General features: G+C 70.9%; 17 protein-coding genes. 10 read left to right on the forward strand and 7 right to left on the reverse strand.

Annotated features, from left to right (window positions below; all coding sequences use genetic code 11):
* Positions 1-655: 655 nt before the first annotated feature.
* The 3 genes from ACWDEW_RS02220 to ACWDEW_RS02230 all read left to right on the forward strand — a co-directional run bounded on the left by ACWDEW_RS02220 (position 656) and on the right by ACWDEW_RS02230 (position 3184).
* Positions 656-1486, forward strand: a complete 831-nt coding sequence (locus ACWDEW_RS02220) for a lytic transglycosylase domain-containing protein (protein WP_450508764.1) — start codon at positions 656-658, stop codon at positions 1484-1486.
* 44 nt (positions 1487-1530) lie between these two features.
* Complete coding sequence (locus ACWDEW_RS02225; protein ID WP_450508766.1) at positions 1531-2409, forward strand: hypothetical protein; 879 nt, start codon at positions 1531-1533, stop codon at positions 2407-2409.
* 178 nt (positions 2410-2587) lie between these two features.
* Positions 2588-3184: a sigma-70 family RNA polymerase sigma factor gene (locus ACWDEW_RS02230; RefSeq protein ID WP_450508768.1), complete on the forward strand. Its 597-nt coding sequence runs from the start codon at positions 2588-2590 to the stop codon at positions 3182-3184.
* 26 nt (positions 3185-3210) lie between these two features.
* Here ACWDEW_RS02230 and ACWDEW_RS02235 read toward each other — a convergent pair whose 3' ends face one another.
* A complete protein-coding gene (locus tag ACWDEW_RS02235; RefSeq protein WP_450508769.1) occupies positions 3211-6294 on the reverse strand; it encodes an AfsR/SARP family transcriptional regulator in 3084 nt (1027 codons plus the stop codon).
* Positions 6295-6920: 626 nt separating this feature from the next.
* Positions 6921-8009: a redox-regulated ATPase YchF gene (ychF, locus tag ACWDEW_RS02240; RefSeq protein WP_450508771.1), complete on the reverse strand. Its 1089-nt coding sequence runs from the start codon at positions 8007-8009 to the stop codon at positions 6921-6923.
* A 189-nt stretch (positions 8010-8198) separates the two neighbouring features.
* Between ychF and ACWDEW_RS02245 the strand changes: the two genes are divergently transcribed.
* On the forward strand, positions 8199-8774 hold the full coding sequence (locus ACWDEW_RS02245; RefSeq protein ID WP_450508773.1) for a DUF6542 domain-containing protein: 576 nt from the start codon (positions 8199-8201) through the stop codon (positions 8772-8774).
* A gap of 35 nt (positions 8775-8809) precedes the next feature.
* Here ACWDEW_RS02245 and ppgK read toward each other — a convergent pair whose 3' ends face one another.
* Together ppgK and ACWDEW_RS02255 are read right to left on the reverse strand one after the other, a co-directional pair.
* Positions 8810-9556: a polyphosphate--glucose phosphotransferase gene (gene ppgK, locus ACWDEW_RS02250; protein ID WP_450508775.1), complete on the reverse strand. Its 747-nt coding sequence runs from the start codon at positions 9554-9556 to the stop codon at positions 8810-8812.
* 29 nt (positions 9557-9585) lie between these two features.
* Positions 9586-10611 (reverse strand): 4-hydroxy-3-methylbut-2-enyl diphosphate reductase, encoded by a 1026-nt coding sequence (locus tag ACWDEW_RS02255; protein ID WP_450508777.1) that lies wholly within the window; start codon positions 10609-10611, stop codon positions 9586-9588.
* A 98-nt stretch (positions 10612-10709) separates the two neighbouring features.
* Here ACWDEW_RS02255 and ACWDEW_RS02260 point away from each other — a divergent pair, with 98 nt between their 5' ends.
* From ACWDEW_RS02260 to ACWDEW_RS02280, 5 genes are all read left to right on the forward strand, one after another.
* Positions 10710-12092 (forward strand): APC family permease, encoded by a 1383-nt coding sequence (locus ACWDEW_RS02260; RefSeq protein WP_450508779.1) that lies wholly within the window; start codon positions 10710-10712, stop codon positions 12090-12092.
* Positions 12093-12148: 56 nt separating this feature from the next.
* Positions 12149-13366 carry an exodeoxyribonuclease VII large subunit gene (gene xseA, locus ACWDEW_RS02265; protein ID WP_450508781.1) on the forward strand — a complete coding sequence of 406 codons (1218 nt, stop codon included), beginning with the start codon at positions 12149-12151 and terminating at the stop codon, positions 13364-13366.
* 9 nt (positions 13367-13375) lie between these two features.
* Positions 13376-13621: an exodeoxyribonuclease VII small subunit gene (locus tag ACWDEW_RS02270; RefSeq protein WP_450508783.1), complete on the forward strand. Its 246-nt coding sequence runs from the start codon at positions 13376-13378 to the stop codon at positions 13619-13621.
* A 236-nt stretch (positions 13622-13857) separates the two neighbouring features.
* Positions 13858-14448: a malonic semialdehyde reductase gene (locus ACWDEW_RS02275; protein WP_450508785.1), complete on the forward strand. Its 591-nt coding sequence runs from the start codon at positions 13858-13860 to the stop codon at positions 14446-14448.
* 283 nt (positions 14449-14731) lie between these two features.
* Positions 14732-15121, forward strand: coding sequence for a VOC family protein (locus ACWDEW_RS02280; RefSeq protein ID WP_450508787.1), 390 nt, complete (start codon positions 14732-14734; stop codon positions 15119-15121).
* Between the two features lie 19 nt (positions 15122-15140).
* On the opposite strand, the gene ACWDEW_RS02285 is transcribed toward ACWDEW_RS02280, so the two are convergent.
* Positions 15141-15662: a DUF4245 domain-containing protein gene (locus ACWDEW_RS02285; RefSeq protein WP_450508789.1), complete on the reverse strand. Its 522-nt coding sequence runs from the start codon at positions 15660-15662 to the stop codon at positions 15141-15143.
* A gap of 126 nt (positions 15663-15788) precedes the next feature.
* Between ACWDEW_RS02285 and glpX the strand changes: the two genes are divergently transcribed.
* Positions 15789-16823 carry a class II fructose-bisphosphatase gene (glpX, locus tag ACWDEW_RS02290; protein ID WP_019072737.1) on the forward strand — a complete coding sequence of 345 codons (1035 nt, stop codon included), beginning with the start codon at positions 15789-15791 and terminating at the stop codon, positions 16821-16823.
* Between the two features lie 102 nt (positions 16824-16925).
* Here the strand turns inward: glpX and ACWDEW_RS02295 are convergent, their stop codons facing one another.
* Both ACWDEW_RS02295 and ACWDEW_RS02300 read right to left on the reverse strand, forming a co-directional pair.
* Positions 16926-17300, reverse strand: a complete 375-nt coding sequence (locus tag ACWDEW_RS02295) for a WhiB family transcriptional regulator (RefSeq protein ID WP_427920211.1) — start codon at positions 17298-17300, stop codon at positions 16926-16928.
* Positions 17301-17473: 173 nt separating this feature from the next.
* Positions 17474-18190 (reverse strand): DUF1707 SHOCT-like domain-containing protein, encoded by a 717-nt coding sequence (locus tag ACWDEW_RS02300; RefSeq protein WP_450508791.1) that lies wholly within the window; start codon positions 18188-18190, stop codon positions 17474-17476.
* Positions 18191-18345 lie beyond the last annotated feature (155 nt).

Consider the following 18345-nt stretch of genomic DNA (forward strand, 5'->3'; position numbering starts at 1 on the left):
GAAGTTGCCGAGGGAGTAGAAGACCGGGCGGCCCCGGTAGACCTCGATGCCGCGGCTGCGGCTGACCCCGGCCCTGTTCCGCCGGGCGGCCCGAAGTGGCCTTGCGCGCGGGGGCGTTGGACCGGGGGGCGGCCTGCCGCGGGGCGGGCGCCTTGGTCCGGGGGGCGGTGGTCTGCCGTGCGGCGGGTGCCGCGGGCCGGGGAGCGGCCGGCGCGACAGGCCGCGGGGCGGGCTGTACGACGGCCTGTGCCCGCGGTGCCGGCGCCTCCTGCCGCACGGGTGCGGACGGCAGTCCGCCGCCGAAGCCCTGATGCGGGGAGTACGCCGTCTGCCCGACGGGGGCCTGGTATCCGGCCGGTGCGGGATGGCCGACGGGGGCGGCCGTGCCGTCGTCCGGCGCCGGGCGTGCCGGCTGCGTGGACTTGGGTCCCCGTACCCATGACTGCGGGACCGGCTGTGGTGCCGAAGGAGTGCCCATGATGTTTTTCCCGCCCCCTCTTGACTCGTGCTTCCGCTGCTCTGGCTCATCCGGGTTTCCACTGTTTTGAACTTCTTCGCCCCCGGGCCCGTTTCGATCTACCGGGTCTGTCGGACAGCACAACGGGCCATGTGGCCACAGCGGTTCAAGACGAGTCGAAGAAGGCGGAGGACGCGGATGGGTGCGGCAGAGAGCGAGGACGGCGCGGGCTCGAAGGCCGTCATGTACGGCGTGGCCGGTGCCGGCGTGGGCGGCTGCGTGATGATCCCGCTCGCCGTGGCGGGCGCCGTGCCGTTGATCATCATCTTCGGCGGGCTCGGGGTCCTGCTGGCCCCGCTCATCGCGCTGATCCTGCTCTTCGGAGGAGGCGGCGGCAGCGCCGACGACTACAGCAGCGACAACGACACCGCGAACCAGATGATGGTCGTCCTCCAGGGCGACGGGAAGGGCGAGCTGGACACCGCCACCGTCCCCGCGGACCTGGCGGACCCCATCCAGAAGGCCGGCGAGCAGTGCGACGCGATCGGCCCGATCGTGATCGCCTCCCAGCTGGAGAAGGCGTCCGGCTTCAACTCGACCCTGGTCGGCCCGCACGGCGAGACGGGCATCTCACAGCTGACGCCGGACATCTTCGGCAAGTACGGCAAGGACGACGACAACAACGGCAAGACGCAGGCCACGGACAACAAGGACTCGATCCTGGCCCTGGGCCGCTACATGTGCGATCTGGCGGGCCAGGGACAGACGTTGCTCGACAACGGCACGGTCGTGAAGACCACCGACAAGGACGGCAACACCACCAACAGCGTCCTGGACCTCGCCCTGGCCGGCTACGCCATCGGGATGGACGCCGTGAAGGCGGCCAAGGGCGTCCCGCAGTCGAACGACGCCCTGAGCTACGTCCTCGCCATCCGCGCCCAGTTCGCCAAGTACCAGGGCATCGCCGCCCCGCCCTCGGGCGCCACCCCCGGCGTCACGCCCACCCCGACGCCGACACACACGAACTGACACACCCCCACCTCCACCAGACCTGCCGTACGAGGAGGACAGGCATGAACCGCTTCAAGGTGTACGTCTCCGACGAGGGCCTCGCCGAGATCAACGGCGACCCGCTCGTCCCCGCCCCCGGCCAGTCCGTGCACGAGGCCGTGCTCGACCAGTTGCACCGGTACGCCGAGGAGTCCGGCGCGGCCGTGGATGCCACGGTCGGCGACGGCCCCGGCACGGCCCACTTCGTCCTCCGGGTACTGCCGGACGGCTCCAGCCAGGTCCTCGCGTACGAATCCGGGGAAGTGCCGGAGGCCGAACCGCGGCCGGCATCCCAGCCGGAACCCGAACCGGCTCTTGAGCCGTCCCCCGACGGCGCTCCCCCGCCCCCCGTCACCGCGTCCGCGACCTCCGCCATCGCCACCGCGGTCGCCCGCGCCCGCGCCACAGCCGCCACCCGTACCGCCGCGCAGGAATTCGTCCCCGCCGTCGGCCTGCCTCCCGGCGGACTCTCCGAACAGATCGGCCGTATCAACGCGTTGGGGATCGCCGGCCGGCTCGACGAGGCGTTCGCCAGGGCGACCGCGCTGCGCGAGAGCCTGACCGGTTCGGTGGGCGCCGAGCATCCGCACGCGGTGGAGGCGCGGGCCGTGGAGGCGTACCTCGCGTACCTGCGCGGCGACCACCGCGAGGCCGTCGTACTGGCGCTGGCCGTGGCCCGGATCCGGTGCGGGGCCGGGGACGAGCGGGCGGCGACGGACGTGGCGCGGGCGGCGGCGGCCTGGCAGCAGCTCGACGACTCCCGGGTCGCCGTCGCCCACGGACGCGAACTGCTGCACATGTGGGGCATGTTGAACCGTCGGGGTCCGCTGCCGCCCGGCCACACCGAACTCGCCGAACAGGTCCACAGGTACGTGACGGCGCTGGAGGGGGCGTACGCCTGAACCCTCGTGCGCGACCGCGCGCACTCCGGCGCACCTGCGCTGACCGGCCCGTCAATCGCCTCGTACACCAGGCGTCAAACAGACGTGGACCGTCCCTCGGAACACTCCCTTCCCCAGGAGCCCCGCCCCGGCCCGCAATCGGCCGGGGCCGGTCAACCCGAGGAGCAGGAGCACTTCCATGAACGTGACGGCCATCGGATCGGCGAGCGCGGTCTCGCCCGAGGAACGGGCGCTGCGCGACCTCTATCTGGAACACGGGCCCGCCCTGTACTCGTACGTGCTGCGCATGCTGGACGGGGACACGCACCGCGCGGAGGACATCCTCCAGGAGACGCTGCTGCGCTGCTGGAGCAACGGGAACCTGACCGACGACGAGGGAATGGCCGTACGCCCCTGGATGTTCCGGGTCGCCCGCAACCTCGTCATCGACGCGCACCGGACCCGGCTGGCGCGCCCGTTGGAGATCAGCGGCACCGACTGGCTGGGCGACATGTACGCCGAGGTGGACGACATCGAACGGATGCTGTCGTCCATGGTGCTGCACGAGGCCCTGCAGATGCTCACGCCCGCGCACCGCGAGGTGCTCCGGGCGACGTTCTTCACGGACCGCACCACCCAGCAGGCCGCGGACGACCTGGGGATTCCGCAGGGCACCGTGAAGTCCCGCGTGTACTACGCCCTGCGCAGCCTCCGCCTCGCCCTGCGGGAACACGGAGTCGTGGTGGAGGACGTGGTGGAGAAGGTGCGGGAGGAGCAGACGGACGTGGCCTGTTGATCGAACGGGCCGGATCCGTGCAGGCGTCAACCGCCTGTCGGCGCGTCCTGCTCCGGCTCGTCGGTGGCCAGTGCGCGCAGGGTCTCGCCCACGTCCTCGGCGTCCGGGTGGCCCATCTCCTCCAGCAGCGCGAGTGCCGACCGCAGCGCCTCGCGGGCCGCGTCCCGGTCGCCGGTGGCGCGGTGGGTGTCGGCGAGGTGACACAGGACGTCGGCTTCGAGATAGCGGTCGCCGATCGCGGCGAACAGCTGCGCCGACCGCTCGAACTGCTCGACGGCCTCGGTGTACCGGCCGAGGTGGTGGTAGGCGTAACCGATGGTGTCCTGCGTCGAGGCCGCTCCGTAGGGGTCGCCCATCTCGTCGTAGAGGAGGAGGCTCTCGCGGCAGCAGTCGAGGGCCTTCTCGTGGTCGCCGATCAGGATGTACGTCCAGGCGACCTGGTTGAGCACACCCGCTTCGCCATTGCGGTCGCCCTCGGCGCGGAACAGCGCGCGGGCCTGTGCGTAGTGGTCGAGGGCGGCGGTGCGCCGGTTCGTCCGGTTGCCCAGGTAGGCGAGGCCGCGGTGGACCCGGGCCTGCCCGAACGGGGCGCCGACGTCGCGGAACAGCTCCAGCGCGCGTTCGAGACACCTCAACGCGGGCTCCGCGTGGTTGAGTTGGGAGTGGGCCACGCCCAGACCGCACAGGGAGTACGCCTGGCCGAGGGGGTCGCCGAGCTTCTGGGCCGCTGCCAGCGCCGCGCTGTTGATCTTCAGCAGGTCGTGCCAGAAACCGAGCCGGTTGAAGTAGACGTCCAGGGCCGCGGCGGTGCGCCAGGCGTGCTCGTCGTAGCCGTGGGCGGCGGCGTGTTCGACGATCGCGCCCAGGACGTACCGCTCCGTGCGCAGCCAGGCGGTCGCCCGCGCCCGGTCGTTGAACCGAAGGGGCTCGCTGCCCGTTGTGCTCGGCGGCAGGGCGATCGTTTCGCGGAACGGATCCAGGACCGAGGAGGCGTGGTGGGCGGTGCGCAGGAAGTGGTCGTGCATCCTCAGCAGCGCCGCGCCGCGGGCGCTCTCGCTGTCCTCGATCGCGGCGAGTTCGCCGGAGTAGGCGCGCAGCAGGTCGTGGAAGACGAACCGGCCCGGGGCGCGTTCGATGAGCAGGCTCGCCCCGGTGAGCTCGGTCAGCAGGGCGCGGACCCGACGTGGTGGCGCGCCGGTCAGCGCGGTGGCCGCGGCGGTGGTGATGTCGGGGCCGGGATGCAGGGCGAGACGGCGGAAGAGTCCGGCCGCCTCGGGCGACAGTGCCCGGTACGACCAGAAGAACACGGCACGGGCGTCGGTCCCGGCGTCGTCGCCGACGAACGCGTCGAGGCTGCCGTGGTGATACCGGAGCTCTTCTACGACGTCGGCGAGCCGGAAGCCTGGATGGTGGGCGGCGCGGGCCGCCACGATGGCCAGGGCGAGCGGCAGCCGGGCGCACAGATCGGCGATCGCGGCGGCGGCCTCCGGCTCGGCGTCGACGCGGGCGCCGCCCAGCCGCCGGGACAGTAACTCGTACGATTCCGCGGCGCTCAACAGACCCAGCGTGAGCGGATGTGCCCCGTGCCCGGCGACCAGGCCGCCGAGCCGGCTGCGGCTGGTGACGACGACGAGGCTGCCGGGGGTGCCGGGCAGCAGCGGCCGCACCTGCTCGGCGTCCCGCGCGTTGTCCAGCACGATCAGGACACGCCGCTCGGCGAGCACACTGCGATACAGGGCGGCCTGCGCGTCGAGCCCCTCCGGGACGGCCTGCGGGGCCACGCCGAGCGCCACGAGGAACATCTCGATCGCCGAGCCGGGAAGCATCCGGGAGCCGTGCGGATCGTAGCCACGAAGGTTGACGTAGAGACTCCCGTCGGGGAACCGGTGCGCGATCCGATGGGCCCAGTGCACAGCGAGAGCGGTCTTGCCGGTCCCCGCCATTCCGTCGACGACACCGACGACCGCGGCCCCGGGCGGACCGTCGCCCTGGGGCAACAGCGCGGCGACGTAGTCGAGTTCGGCACGGCGACCGGTGAACAGGGGGAGGTCGGCGGGGAGTTGGGCCGGGCTCACGGCCCTGGTCCGGCGGGCCGGGGCGTGGGTTTCCGGTTCCGGAGGGGGACCGGCGCCGGGACGGTACGGGGTGTGGGTGCGCGGTTCCGGAAGAGGAACGGAGCCCGGACTGAGCGTGGCGTGGGTATCCGACTCCGGAGAAGGACCGGCACCGGGACCGTACGGGGCGCAGGCGTCCGGTTCCGGACGAGACCCGGCGCCGGGACTGTGCGAGGTATGCGTACCACCGGTCGGTTCGCGGGGTGTCGGCCGGGCGAGCTCGGGGTCCGCGGCCAGCAGGCGTGCGTGTACTGCGCGTAAGGACGGGCCCGGCTCGATGCCCAGTTCGTCGACCAGCGTCCGGCGCGTCCTCGCGTAGGCCTCCAGCGCCTCGGCCTGCCGCCCGCACCGGTACAGGGCGGTCAGCAGCAGCTCGCTCACGGCCTCACGCAGCGGATGCGCCTCGCGCAACGCCAGCAGTTCCGGCACCACCGCCTCGTGCCGGCCCAGCTCCAGCTCCATGGACAGCCCCAACTCCAAGGCGCCCAGCCGCCGTTCGGCCAGATCGGTCCGCGCGGCCTCGGCGTAAGGACCGGGCACGCCGGCCAGTGCCGCACCGTCCCCGGCGGCCAGTACGGTACGCAGCGACCGGACCGCGCCGGGCCGGTCACCGGCGGCCCGGCGGCGCTCCGCCCGCACCACCGCCTCCTCGAACTCGGCCAGGTCGCTGGAGACCCTGTCGGTCCGCAGGGCGTATCCGTCCCCGAGGGAGACCAGGAGCCCGGACGGCCGCCCCGGCGTCCGCTCGGGTTCGAACAGCTTGCGGAGGCGGGAGACGTAGGTGCGCACCATCGCGACAGCGCCCCGAGGCGGCCGTGCGCCCCAGACCCCGTCCACGAGATCGGCCACACCGACCACCCGCCCCCGGCTCAGCAGCAGCATCGCGAGCACGGCACGCTGCTGCGGGGACCCGAGCGCCAGCTCGACGGAACCCCGCCAGGCCCGCAGCGGGCCGAGCAGGGAGAACCGGAGGGTCTCTGGTCCACTTTCCTCCACGGCCCAGGACAGTAGCCGCCGAGCCGCCGAACGTCAGGGCGAAGTGGTGATTCCGGCCAGACGTCCACACCGAGCTCATACTCCGGAAACCCGCTCACGCGCCCCCGCCGGGACAGCCGGTACCTGAACCGACGCTCAGCGACGGGGCCGGCCCTGAATCCCGGCGACCCCGTCCGGCCTGGGCATCCGCCGGATCAGGACGCCGATGCCAAGGTGTTCTGGAGGGGGGCGTGCGTCCCCGCACGATCCCAGCACGGGCGCTCCGTCCCGGCACCACACAGCTCGAAAGCCGGTCACCCCTTGTACGGCAGCGACGATCCGGCACTCCCCACAGCGTGGCGCGTGACTGTCCGGCGATCCGGCCCCGCTCGACGCCGCCTCGACCACGCGCCGGCCAAGTGGTGTTCCAGCGCCGGCGGCCCGGGCGTGCAGATCCCCGCGAAGGAACCACGCTGACGTCCTCGATGAGCCTGTTGAGATGACCAGGGCACGGTGCCACCGCGCCTACCGCGACTGCACGGCGGAGGTGCGCTCGTCTCCGTCCAGCAGCGGGCCGGGCTCGACAGAGCCCGGCCCCTTCCGAACCGCACGCTCGACCCAATGCGTCACATGCAGTGAACGAACGATCACACGTTGAACCGGAACTCCACCACATCCCCGTCCTGCATCACATAGTCCTTGCCCTCCATGCGCGCCTTCCCCTTGGCCCGGGCCTCCGCCACCGACCCCGTCTCCACCAGGTCGGCGAAGGAGATGACCTCCGCCTTGATGAAGCCCTTCTGGAAGTCGGTGTGGATGACACCGGCGGCCTCGGGGGCGGTGGCGCCCTTCTTGATGGTCCAGGCGCGGGATTCCTTGGGGCCGGCCGTGAGGTAGGTCTGCAGGCCGAGGGTGTCGAAGCCGACGCGGGCCAGGGTCGTCATGCCGGGCTCCTCGACGCCGACCGACTCCAGGAGCTCCATCGCCTCCTCCTCGTCGAGCTCGGCGAGGTCCGCCTCCAGCTTGGCGTTGAGGAAGATCGCCTCGGCGGGGGCGACCAGGGCGCGCTGTTCGGTCTTGAAGTCCTCGTCCACCAGCTCGTCCTCGTCGACATTGAAGACGTAGAGGAAGGGCTTGGTCGTCAACAGGTGCAGGTCGTGGAGGAGTTCCTCCTTGCCCGAGCCCTGGACGATGCCCTGCGAGAAGAGGGTGTCGCCCCTCTCCAGGATCTCCTGCGCCGCCTCGACCGCCGCGACCTTCGGGCCGATGTCCTTCTTGATGCGCGACTCCCTCTGGAGGCGCGGCAGGACCTTCTCGATGGTCTGGAGGTCGGCGAGGATCAGCTCGGTGTTGATCGTCTCGATGTCGTCCTTGGGCGAGACCTTGCCGTCGACGTGGACGACGTTCTCGTCCTTGAAGGCGCGGATGACCTGGCAGATCGCGTCGGACTCACGGATATTCGCGAGGAACTTGTTGCCCAGGCCCTCGCCCTCGGAGGCGCCCTTCACGATGCCCGCGATGTCGACGAAGTCGACGGTCGCCGGGAGGATCTTCTGGGAGGAGAAGATCTCGGCCAGCTTGGTGAGGCGCGCGTCCGGGACGCCGACCACGCCCACGTTCGGCTCGATCGTGGCGAACGGGTAGTTGGCCGCCAGCACGTCGTTCTTGGTCAGGGCGTTGAACAGGGTCGACTTGCCGACATTCGGCAGACCGACGATTCCGATCGTGAGCGACACGTTGCGACTTCCCGTACGTGAGAGGCGTGAGAGCGATGAGGGGGCTCGCGGGGTTGCGGCCCGGGGCCGATCCACCAGTCTACGGCGTGAGCCGCCCCGTCCCGGCTTCGCGTCGAACACCTGGCCAAGCTCTGCTCATCGGCGTGTCCCAGGGCCCATTCGGCACATAAACCGACCTAAGTTGGTCCAGTGGAGCAACACAGGACACGACCCCCACAGCCCGGCGCAAGACGCGGAGCCCCGCCGCTGCCCCCGCAGGCGGGCCGGGGCCCGAACGGCGGCCCGGCCCGTACGCCCCGGCCCGGACCCCAGCCACGCGGCACCGCGCAGCGCCGCCCGGCGGCCGTACGACGCCCCGGTCCGGCGACGCCCCAGTCCGTACGGCCGTTGCCGAACCCCCGGCTCACCGGGCTCGGCGGCGGCCTGTTCTGCGCGGCCGTGATGATCGTGCTCGGGTTCCTCGACCAGCTGCTGTTCGGGGCGTCGCTGACCGTGTACGGCGTGCTGTTCCTGCCGGTGTGCGTGCTGACGGCGGTCTGGATCCGGCGCGGCGACCTGCTGACCGCGCCGGTCGTCGTGCCGATCGCCTTCGCCGCCGGCCTGCTTCCGGTGGCCGACGGCAGCGGCGGCCTCGGCAACCGCCTGATGGGCCTGGTCACCGCCCTCGCCACCCAGGCCGGCTGGCTCTACGGCGGCACGCTCGTCGCGGGCCTCATCGCGACCGTCCGCAGAATCCAGCTGGTGAACCGACGCCGACGGGGGTGACTCGGGAGGGGACGGACGGGAGGCTGGACGGGGGACTAGTCGACCTCCGCCGCATGCATCGCCGCCCCCACGATCCCCGCGTTGTTCTGCAGCTGCGCCGGGACGATCTCCGCCTTGATGTCCTCGATGAAGTGCAGGAACTTGTCGGCCTTGCGGCTGACCCCGCCGCCGATGATGAAGAGTTCGGGCGAGAACAGCATCTCGACGTGGGCGAGGTACTTCTGGACGCGGTGGGCCCAGTGCTCCCAGGTGAGCTCGCCGTCGTCCTTGGCCTTGCTGGACGCCTTCTTCTCGGCGTCGTGGCCGTTCAGCTCAAGGTGGCCCAGCTCCGTGTTCGGGACCAGGAGGCCGTTGACGAAGAGGGCGCTGCCGATGCCCGTGCCGAAGGTCAGCAGGATCACCGTGCCCTTGCGGCCCTGGCCGGCGCCGAAGTGCATCTCGGCGACGCCCGCCGCGTCCGCGTCGTTGACGACGGTCACGGGGAGGCCGCCGAGTCTCTCGCTGAACAGCGCGCCCGCGTCGGTGTCGATCCAGCTCTTGTCGACGTTCGCCGCCGTGCGGATCGTGGCCCCGCCGGTCACCACACCCGGGAACGTGAGCCCGACCGGTCCCGTCCAGCCGAAGTGGTCGACGACTTCCTTCACGCCGTCGGCCACCCCGTCCGGTGTCGCCGGCTGCGGGGTCAGCACCTTGCACCGCTCTTGGGTCAATTCGCCCTTGTCCAGGTCGACAGGAGCGCCCTTGATCCCGGATCCACCGATGTCCACGCCGAAGATCTGCATGGAACCACGCTACGACGAACGACTGACAGTCACTGCCCGGAGGGGGTCGAACGCTCCGCCCCCGTGCGCTCGGCGACCAGCGCCGCCGCCTCTTCGCGCAGGTCACGGCGGAGTTCCTTGGGCAGCGAGAAGGTGATGGACTCCTCGGCCGCCTTCACCAGCTCGACGTCCTCGTAGCCGCGCCCGGACAGCCACTCCAGGACCTGCTCGACCAGGATCTCGGGCACGGAGGCCCCGGAAGTGACGCCGACCGTGGTCACGCCCTCCAGCCAGGCCTCATCGATCTCGTCGGCGAAGTCCACGAGATACGCGGCGCCGGCACCGGCCAGCTTGGCGACCTCGACGAGCCGAATCGAGTTGGAGGAGTTCTTCGAGCCGACCACGATCACGAGGTCCGCCTCCTCGCCCATCTGCTTCACGGCGAGCTGGCGGTTCTGCGTGGCGTAGCAGATGTCGTCGCTGGGCGGGGAGATGAGCTGCGGGAACTTCTCCTTCAGGGCGTCGACGGTCTCCATGGTCTCGTCCACGGAGAGGGTCGTCTGGGAGAGCCAGACCACCCGCGACGGGTCGCGCACCTCGACCTTGGCGACATCGCCGGGACCGTCGACCAGGGTGATGTGGTCGGGGGCCTCTCCGGAGGTGCCGATGACCTCCTCGTGGCCCTCGTGCCCGATGAGGAGGATGTCGAAGTCGTCGTTGGCGAACCGGACGGCTTCCTTGTGGACCTTGGTCACCAGGGGGCAGGTCGCGTCGATGGTGGCGAGGTTGCCCCGCTTGGCCTCGTCGTGGACGACGGGCGCGACGCCGTGCGCCGAGAACATCACGATGTTCCCCTCGGGGACCTCCTCGGTCCGCTCGACGAAGATCGCGCCCTTCTTCTCCAGGGTCTGCACGACGTACTTGTTGTGCACGATCTCGTGCCGGACGTAGATCGGAGCCCCGTACTGCTCAAGGGCTTTCTCGACGGCGATCACGGCGCGGTCCACACCCGCGCAGTAGCCCCGGGGGGCGGCGAGCAGGACACGGCGGCCAGACGAAGCAGTCATGCGTCCCATCGTAAGGCCGCGCCCGACGGGTCAAAGATCGCGACCTTGGGGAGACTGGCCGTGGAGTGGGAGGGGTGGGGCCGGACACTACGTACGGGAGGCGCGAGATGGCCGACACGGACACGGATGCGACGACCACGGCCGGCGAGGGGCCCCAGCTGCGCCGCAGCCTCGGTTTCCGCGATCTCGTCGTCTACGGGCTGCTGTTCATCGCCCCGATGGCTCCGGTCGGCGTGTTCGGCACCCTGGACGCCAAGTCGCACGGCGCGGTAGCGCTCGTCTACGTCGTGGCGACGGTCGCGATGGCGTTCACCGCTTTCAGCTACGCGCAGATGGTTCGGGTCGTCCCCCAGGCGGGCTCGGTGTTCGCCTACGCGCGCGTGGGGCTCGGCAGGGAGGCCGGGTTCATCGCCGGTTGGATGGCGATGCTGGACTACGTCCTGATCCCCGCCGTCGCCTATCTCTTCTCCGGGATCGCCATGAACGCGCTGGTCCCCGAAGTCTCCCGGTGGGTGTGGACCGCGCTGGCGGTCGTCCTCACGACCTGCCTCAACCTCTGGGGAGTGCGGGCCGCCGCGCGCGTGGGCTTCCTCGTCCTCGCGATGGAGATCGTGGTCCTCGTCGTCTTCGTCGTGTCGGCGATCGTCGTCCTCGCGCGCGACGGCGCCGAACGGGGCTGGCTGTCACCCCTCTCCGGGGACGGCACCCAGGGCGCGTTCGCACTGTCGGCGGTGATCGGCGCGGTCTCCGTAGCGGTCCTCTCCTACCTGGGCTTCGACGCGGTCGCCACCTTCGCCGAGGAGGTCACCGGCGGCTCCGAGAAGGTCGCCAGGGCGCTGCTGTTCTGCCTCGCGCTGGCCGGTGTCCTGTTCATCACCCAGACGTACCTGGTCGCCCTCCTGGAGCCGACGACCTCCGCACAGCTCGCGGCCGACGCCGGGAAGCAGGGGTCGGCGTTCTACGACGCGGTGGACGTGTCGGTCGGCAACTGGCTGCACAACCTGGTGGCCGTCAGCAAGGCGATCGGCGCGGCCTTCGCGGCGCTCGTCGGGCAGGCCGCGGCGGGGCGCCTGGTGTTCGCGATGGCCCGGGACCGGCGCCTGCCCCGCGCCCTGTCGAAGACCGACGACGGGGTACCGCGGATCGCGCTGGTCTCGGCGGCCCTGATCACCCTGGTCGCGGCGGTCTGGGCGGCACGGCGCGACGACGGTCTCGACCAGCTGGTGTCGGTCGTCGACATCGGCGCGCTGACGGCCTTCACGCTGCTGCACGCGAGCGTGGTGGGCTGGTTCGCGGTACGGCGCCGGGGTGGGCCCGTGGTGTGGTGGCGGCACGTTCTCGTGCCGGTGCTGGGGGCGGCGATCACGATCGCGGTGATCGTGGAGGCGTCGGGGACCGCACAGGTGGTGGGCGCGATCTGGCTGGCGGTCGGGCTGGTCGTGCTCGCGGTGCAGGGCACCCGCAACAGGGCCGGCACGGAGACCGGTTGACGGTCACGCTGCTCACCTCGACCGCGTTGTCAGAAGCGGCCGTTACTCTCGGGCGCATGGCTCTCAACACGGCTCCGGACGCCCCGCTCCCCGTCGGTGAGGTCTCCCGGCTGATCGGCGGGTGGATCGACCGGCTCGGCGCGGTGTGGGTCGAGGGGCAGATCACCCAGCTGTCGCGGCGCCCGGGTGCCGGTGTCGTGTTCCTGACGCTGCGCGACCCGTCGTACGACATCTCGGTGAGCGTGACCTGCTTCCGGCAGGTGTTCGACGAGATCGCCGATGTCGTCAGTGAGGGCGCGCGGGTGGTCGTCCTCGCGAAGCCGGAGTGGTACGCCCCGCGCGGGCAGCTGTCGTTGCGGGCCACGGAGATAAGGCCGGTGGGGGTGGGTGAACTCCTCGCGCGGCTGGAGCAGTTGAAGAAGTCGCTGGCCGCCGAGGGGCTGTTCGCGGCCGACCGGAAGAAGCCGTTGCCGTTCCTGCCGCAGCTCGTCGGGCTGGTCTGCGGGCGGGCCTCGGCCGCCGAGCGGGACGTGCTGGAGAACGCGCGGCACCGCTGGCCCGCCGTCCGCTTCGAGGTGCGCAACGTGCCCGTGCAGGGCGTGCACGCCGTGCCGCAGGTCGTGCAGGCCGTGAAGGAGCTGGACGCGCTCGACGGCGTGGACGTGATCATCGTGGCGCGGGGCGGCGGCAGCGTGGAGGACCTGCTGCCGTTCTCCGACGAGCAGTTGGTGCGGGCCGTGTCGGAGTGCCGTACGCCGGTGGTGTCCGCGATCGGGCACGAGCCCGACAACCCGCTCCTGGACTACGTGGCCGACCTGCGCGCCTCCACCCCGACCGACGCGGCGAAGAAGGTCGTACCGGACGTGGGCGAGGAGTACGAGCGGGTACGGCAGCTGCGCGACCGGGCGCGGCGGTGTGTGGTGGCGTTCGTGGACCGGGAGGAGCGCGGGCTGGCCCAGGCGCTCGCTCGGCCGTCGATAGAGGATCCGCACCGGATGATCGACGAGCGGGCGGACCATGTCGCCGCCCTCCTCGACCGCGGCCGGCGGACCCTCGGCCACCTCCTGGACCGCGCCGACTCGGAGCTGACCCACACGCACGCGCGCGTGGTGGCCCTCTCCCCCGCGGCGACCCTGAAGCGGGGGTACGCGGTGCTGCAGAAGGCCGACGGGCTCGCGGTCCGGGACCCGGAGGAGGTGACGGCGGACGAGGTGCTGCGGGCGCGGGTCGCCGAGGGTGAGTTCACGGTTCGAGTCGGTACGGCACATGCATAGGGTGGGCGGATGACCAGCAAGGTTGACGAAGGTGCCGGGACGGCAGAGGCGCTCGGGTACGAGCAGGCGCGCGACGAGCTGATCGAGGTCGTGCGGCGGCTGGAGGCGGGCGGTACGACGCTGGAGGAGTCGCTCGCGCTCTGGGAGCGGGGCGAGGAGCTGGCCAAGGTGTGCCGGCGCTGGCTGGACGGGGCCCGGGCGCGGCTGGACGCGGCGCTCGCGGAGGAAGAGGCCACGGAGAGCGACGCCGAGTAGAGGCGCGGAGTACGGGCGCCGAGTACGACGCGCGGAGTACGGGCGCCGTACAGAGACGCCCGGCAAAGGTGCCGAGCAACGGCGGCCGGTAGCGGCAACAGTGGTTCGCTGTGAGGCGGATCACCATGCTCCATTTTTGGTTGAACATTGAACCTCCCGTGTCGTACGGTCGGTCTCGTCAGCTTAACCGGACCCCGGTCCGGTTACCCGCTTCCGGCCCCCGAGGAAGTTCTCGCATGTCTCTCGTTCTTGACCCCGCCGCCCAGGACCTGCTCTTCCGCGAGGCCCGCACCGCCAACACCTTCACCGACGAGCCGGTGACGGACGAGCAGGTGCAGGCGATCTACGACCTGGTCAAGTACGGTCCGACCTCCATGAACCAGTCGCCGCTGCGCATCACCCTGGTCCGCTCCCCCGAGGCCCGCGAGCGCCTTGTGCAGCACCTCGCCGAGGGCAACCAGAAGAAGACCGCCGCCGCCCCGCTGGTCGCGATCCTCTCCGCGGACAACGAGTTCCACGAGGAACTGCCCACCCTGTTCCCGCACTTCCCGCAGGCCAAGGACGCCGTCTTCGGCGAGCGTTCGGTCCGCGAGGGCAACGCCGCGCTGAACGCCGCCCTCCAGGCCGCGTACTTCATCATCGGCATCCGCGCCGCCGGCCTGGCCGCAGGCCCGATGACCGGTCTCGACTTCGCGGGCGTCCAGAAGGAGTTCCTGGACGACGACCACACCCCGTTCGTCGTCATCAACATCGGCAAGCCGGGCGAGGACGCCTGGTTCCCGCGCTCCCCGCGCCTGGCGTACGACGAGGTCGTCACCACCGTCTGAGCCGCGTGACGCACCGAGGACCCCGGCGCGGGCAGCACCCTGGCCGCGCCGGGGTCTTCGGCATCCGGCATTGCCGTGACGCTCGGTGCGGCACTAGGGTCCGTCAGGTGACTGCCGGGTCGGCCATGGGCCATTCACGAGTGGGGCACCCGGCCTCGGCGTGAGCACGAGGCGGGCAAGAGCCCCGCCGTCCCTCCTTGTCTTCCCTCCCAGCGCCCGCACGGGGCGCTCTCGTCGGACCCAAGACTCGGAGACCCGCCCACACATGTCACTTGAACCCGAAATGCCAGCCACCGTCCAGCTGAACCACACCGCCGTCTACGCCGTGGACCGCCACCTGTCGGCCGAGTTCCTCGCCACGATCCTGGGTCTGGAGGTCGGCGCGCCCTTCGGGCCGTTCGTCCCGGTCGACCTGGGCAACGGCGTGACGCTCGACTACTACGAGAAGCGCGACGAGCCGATCCAGCCGCAGCACTACGCGTTCCTCGTGCCCGACGAGCGGTTCGACACCATGATCGGCCGCCTGGAGGTGGCCGGGGTCACCTACTACTCCGACCCGTACCACAAGGACCCCGGCCGGACGAACCACCTCTTCGGTGGCCGCGGCGCCTACTTCGAGGACCCGAGCGGCCACAACATGGAGATCATGACCCGGCCGTACGTCCGGCCGTAGCGCGGGAACACCCGCCGGGCTACTTCGTCCGCAACGCCTTCGCCATCTCGGTCAGTTGGGCGAAGGAGCCCGTGCCCGCCACGACCGTCGTCGAGCCCTTGTCCGCGAGCACGAGGGCGTCGTAGCGGCCGCCGGTGTAGCGGGTCCAGGTGTGGCCGTCGATGGTCTGGGTGGTCTTGGTCGCGGCGGCGCCCTGGCTCGCGGTGTCGACGAAGTCGGACGGCTTCTGAGTCGACTGCTCTATCTGCACGTACTGACCACCGGGGGCACTGAACCCGAGGTGCCAGGCGTTGAACGCGGCGCCGTCGTAGCGGACCGAGGTCGCCTTCCAGGTCGTGGGGAGGCCCTCCGGCGCCGCCACCGGGTACGGCGCCGCGCGGCGTGCGGTGAGCAGCTCCACGCGGTAGTCGACCCGCTTGACGTCCGGAGCGTGGTCGCTGTGCGGGATGAAGATGTAGACGATCGCCGCCGCGATCCCGATCAGGCCCAGGGAGAGAATCATGTCCCGGACCGTCTTCTGCTTGCCGTTCGAACCTGCCACGTCCCTATCGTCGCAGGTGCCCTGGCCCGCTCATCCGTGGGGCCCCCTGCTCATTTTGTCTGCCTGGCGATAGAGTCGTGGCCATACCCTCATCCGGCCGTCGTCGTATCAGAAAGGTGCGCTCCGATGACCGAGCATCATCATCTGCCGTCCGAACTCGAAGTCCCCTCCGAGGCCCCCGACCGCAACCTCGCCCTGGAACTCGTCCGGGTGACCGAAGCCGCCGCGATGGCCGCGGGCCGCTGGGTCGGGCGCGGTGACAAGAACGGCGCCGACGGTGCCGCCGTGCGCGCCATGCGGACCCTCGTCTCCACCGTCTCGATGAACGGCGTCGTCGTCATCGGTGAGGGCGAGAAGGACGAGGCGCCGATGCTCTTCAACGGCGAGCGCGTCGGTGACGGGACCGGGCCCGAGTGCGACATCGCCGTCGACCCGATCGACGGAACCACCCTCAACGCCAAGGGCATGCCGAACGCGATCGCCGTGCTGGCCGCCGCGGACCGGGGTTCGATGTTCGACCCGTCCGCCGTCTTCTACATGGACAAGCTGGTCACCGGGCCCGAGGCCGCCGAGTTCGTCGACATCGAGGCCCCGATCTCGGTGAACGTCCGCCGGGTCGCCAAGGCCAAGCGGGTCACGCCCGAGGACGTCACCGTCGTCGTGCTGGACCGGCCGCGGCACGACGGGATCATCAAGGAGATCCGGGAGACCGGTGCGCGGATCAAGCTGATCTCCGACGGCGATGTGGCCGGCTCGATCCTGGCGCTGCGCGAGGGCACCGGCGTGGATCTGCTGCTCGGTGTCGGCGGCACGCCCGAGGGCATCATCTCGGCCTGCGCCGTGAAGTGCCTGGGCGGTGTGATCCAGGGCAAGTTGTGGCCCAAGGACGACGCGGAGCGGCAGCGGGCACTGGACGCCGGGCACGATCTGGACCGGGTCCTCACCACCAACGACCTGGTCTCCGGCGAGAACGTGTTCTTCGTCGCGACCGGGATCACGGACGGGGAGCTGCTGCGCGGGGTGCGGTACCGGTCGGAGACCGCGACCACCGACTCCATCGTGATGCGGTCCAAGTCCGGGACGGTGCGGCGGATCGACTCGGAGCACCGGCTGAGCAAGCTGCGGGCCTACAGCGCGATCGACTTCGACCGGGCGAAGTAGCCACGCCACAGCGACAGCCACAGCCACAGCAAGAACCACGGCCACACGGTCGTACGTGAAAGAGGCGCCCCCGGTGCGGTGGGGGCGCCTCTTCTACGTCGGTCAGCCTGCCGCTGCTATGCGGCCCGCCGCCCTCGCCTTCTGCAGCTCCACCTCGCGGCGGCGGCGCCTGGCCAGGACCACGCGGCGTTCGGCGGCGGTGAGGCCGCCCCAGACGCCGTAGGGCTCGGGTTGGAGGAGGGCGTGTTCGCGGCACTCGACCATGACCGGACAGCGCGCGCAGACGCGCTTGGCGGCGTCCTCGCGGGAGAGCCGGGCGGCGGTGGGTTCCTTGGAGGGCGCGAAGAACAGGCCGGCCTCGTCGCGCCGGCACACCGCTTCGGTGTGCCATGGAGCGTCTTGGTCCCTGTCTCGCGCAGGCACCCGCTGGGCCGGAACAGCAGCTACCTGCAGGGACGAATGCGGCGGTTGCAGCACGGTCTACTCCTGACGACGGCTTCGCGAGCGAGAGACGATGCAGCAAGGCCTACCCGCTGTGCGCGCGCCTATGCACTGAGTTCCGAACCGCTGGTTTCCGTGTGCTTGTGCGCGATGTCAGGGGCGGACCGGCGCGGACCGATCAGCTCCACATGTGTCCTGATTCACAACCGTCAACGGTCCAGGTGTTTGCGCAAACCCTTGTCGACCTTGCGCTGAACCCGATCGAGAATGTCCGCAACGAGCTTGCCGCGCTTGGGTTTTGCCTCGATGTTTCCCAGTACGGCCCACCCGTCGACGTAGATCACGGGCGCGTCCGGCTCCAGCGAGTCCAGCGTGTCCACCTCGAAGTTGCCGAGGACTCCGCCGCCGGTGCCGCGCAGCGACACGTTCTCCGGGACGCGGATCTCGACGTTCCCGAACACCGAGATCGCCTTGATGACGACCTGCTGGTACTCGAAGATCGCCTCGCTGAGGTCGATCTCGACGTTGCCGAACACGGCGTACGCGTGCATGCGGCGGCCGGCACGCCAGCGGCCCTTGCGCATCGCCGAGCTGAACACCGCCACCACGTTCTCGTCGGCCTCGACCGGGATCGCGCCCTCCGTCGGGCGGTTCGGCGCGGGGCTGTACGACTGGGCCGTCGCCCGGTGGCCGTGGGCGGCCGGCAGATCCTGGATGAAGACCTCCAGCTCACCGACCGTCTTGGCGCTCAGCACCCCCTCGACCCGCTCGGCGTGCTCGTCGGCGCTCAGCCGCCCCTCGGCCAGGGCGTCGCGCAGGATGTCGGCGATGCGGTCACGGTCGGCGTCCGAGGCGCGCAGCGCGGAGGCGACGGGCGCGGGCTGCGGGGCCGTGGGCGCGGATGCGGGCTGCTTCTGAAGGTCCACGGCAGCAGAGTACCGAAACGCGATAGATCGCGACTAGGGGTGTGGACAACGTTGGCGTGGCGGAAGTCCCGGCGAACTGAGCCTTACCTCACAAGCCCGGTGTCAGCGGCAGGTTCTACGCTGGTGAGCGCCCGCCAGTGTCGGCGGGCGGCCGT

This window comes from Streptomyces sp. NPDC001100 (genome assembly GCF_053598575.1).

What these genes read in the sequence shown, in the direction of transcription:
- ACWDEW_RS02220 (WP_450508764.1), top strand. Translation starts at nt 656, where the DNA reads ATGGGTGCGGCAGAGAGCGAGGACGGCGCGGGCTCGAAGGCCGTCATG.
- ACWDEW_RS02225 (WP_450508766.1), top strand. Translation starts at nt 1,531, where the DNA reads ATGAACCGCTTCAAGGTGTACGTCTCCGACGAGGGCCTCGCCGAGATC.
- ACWDEW_RS02230 (WP_450508768.1), top strand. Translation starts at nt 2,588, where the DNA reads ATGAACGTGACGGCCATCGGATCGGCGAGCGCGGTCTCGCCCGAGGAA.
- ppgK (WP_450508775.1), bottom strand. Translation starts at nt 9,556, where the DNA reads ATGCAGATCTTCGGCGTGGACATCGGTGGATCCGGGATCAAGGGCGCT.
- ACWDEW_RS02255 (WP_450508777.1), bottom strand. Translation starts at nt 10,611, where the DNA reads ATGGGACGCATGACTGCTTCGTCTGGCCGCCGTGTCCTGCTCGCCGCC.
- ACWDEW_RS02260 (WP_450508779.1), top strand. Translation starts at nt 10,710, where the DNA reads ATGGCCGACACGGACACGGATGCGACGACCACGGCCGGCGAGGGGCCC.
- xseA (WP_450508781.1), top strand. Translation starts at nt 12,149, where the DNA reads ATGGCTCTCAACACGGCTCCGGACGCCCCGCTCCCCGTCGGTGAGGTC.
- ACWDEW_RS02270 (WP_450508783.1), top strand. Translation starts at nt 13,376, where the DNA reads ATGACCAGCAAGGTTGACGAAGGTGCCGGGACGGCAGAGGCGCTCGGG.
- ACWDEW_RS02275 (WP_450508785.1), top strand. Translation starts at nt 13,858, where the DNA reads ATGTCTCTCGTTCTTGACCCCGCCGCCCAGGACCTGCTCTTCCGCGAG.
- ACWDEW_RS02280 (WP_450508787.1), top strand. Translation starts at nt 14,732, where the DNA reads ATGCCAGCCACCGTCCAGCTGAACCACACCGCCGTCTACGCCGTGGAC.
- glpX (WP_019072737.1), top strand. Translation starts at nt 15,789, where the DNA reads ATGACCGAGCATCATCATCTGCCGTCCGAACTCGAAGTCCCCTCCGAG.